Source organism: Micropruina sp., from assembly GCF_027492755.1.
Taxonomy (GTDB): Bacteria; Actinomycetota; Actinomycetes; order Propionibacteriales; family Propionibacteriaceae; genus Micropruina.
In genome coordinates this window covers 1-1,516 of record NZ_JAPUED010000008.1, presented here as the reverse complement: position 1 = coordinate 1,516, position 1,516 = coordinate 1, and the positions used below count along the sequence as shown (strand labels likewise).

The 1,516-nt window shown below is 69.3% G+C and carries 1 protein-coding gene; it reads left to right on the top strand.

Annotated features, from left to right (window positions below; genetic code table 11):
- Nucleotides 1–146: 146 nt before the first annotated feature.
- Nucleotides 147–1,516, top strand: a 1,370-nt coding sequence (locus Q0066_RS00420; RefSeq protein ID WP_298128938.1) for a VanW family protein, incomplete at its 3' end; no start/stop codon positions are given.

Genomic DNA, 1,516 nt, shown 5'->3' with positions numbered 1-1,516 from the left:
CCGGCGTACTCGTCGTCCGGCGTACTCGTCATCCCGGCGCACGCCGGGATCTCCGCCGCCGACCTGTGCAGCGGACCGGTCGCCCGGCTTGTCGGAGCGCTCCCGTAGACTGAGCCGACACTCGTTGCAGACCCTCAGGAGCGCCCGTGTCCCCATCCCCTGACAAGCCAGCACGCCGCGGCGGTCGACTTGCCCTGTGGGTGACCGGGGGTGCGCTGGTGGTAATCGGCGGCGCCTACGTCGCCGGCTATGCGCTGGCCGGCGACAACACCCCGCGCAACGCCGCCGTCGCCGGCGTCGCCATCGGTGGGCTGAGTTCCGAAGCAGCGGTCGAGAAGCTGCGCTCCGAACTGGGGCCGCGGCTCGACCGTGAGCTGACCGTCACCGCCGGCGAACACACTCTGCAGACCACGGCAGCCGAACTCGGGCTGGCCATCGACTATCCGGCGACAGTGGCCAACGCCGGCGCCGGACGCAGCTGGAACCCGGCGCACATCGTCACCGTGCTGACCGGCGGGGGTGAGCAGCAGCCGGTGGTCACTCGCGACCAGGCCAAACTGACCGCGGCTGTCGCCGGCCTGGCCGAGAAGGCCGACACCAAGCCGGTCGACGCCGACCTCAGCGTCAAGGGCACCGTGGTCGTCCGCTCCGAGGCCAAGCCGGGCGTCACCGTGCAGCAGCCGCAAACCGCGGACGCCCTCGCCGAAGGCTTCGCGACAACCACCACCGTGGCCGCGGTGGTCGCCCAGGTGGATCCGGAGGTCACCACGGCCGAGGCCGATCAGGTGGCCGAGAAGATCGGCAAGCCGGCCCTGGCGTCCCCGATCACGGTCGAGACCGGATCGTCCGGATCGTTCCAGCTGACGCCGGCGATGATCGCTGCCGCGCTGTCGTTCGAGCCCGCTGACGGCACCCTCAAAGCGACCCTGGACGGCGACAAGCTGACCAAGGCAGCGGCCAAGCCGATCAAGGCGCTCGGGCTGAAGCAACCCAAGGACGCCGACATCACCATCGCCAAGGGAAAGCCGAAGATCATCCCCTCCGTGGACGGCATCGGCCTCGATCCGGACGCTTTGAGCAAGGCGGCACTGGGCGTGCTGGAGAAGCCGTCCGGGCGTTCGATCACTGTCAAGGCGACCACGCAGAAGCCCGCGTTCACCACCGACGACGCCAAGAAGCTCGGCGTCAAAGAGATCACCGGGAAGTTCACCACCTACTATCCGGGCTCGGCCTACCGGGTGAACAACATCGGCAAGGCGGCGCGGATGGTCAACGGCACCCTCCTCAAGCCCGGCGAGACGTTCAGCATGAACGCCGCGCTGGGCAAGCGGACGGCGGCGGCCGGCTGGATGGCGGGCGGCGGCATCGAGGGCGGCAAGATCAAGACGCTGCAGGGCGGCGGCATCTCGCAGGCCACCACGACCACGTTCAACGCGATCTTCTTCGCCGGCCTCGAGGACATCTACCACAAGCCGCATTCGCTGTACTTCAGCCGCTACCCGGTCGGCCGCGAGGC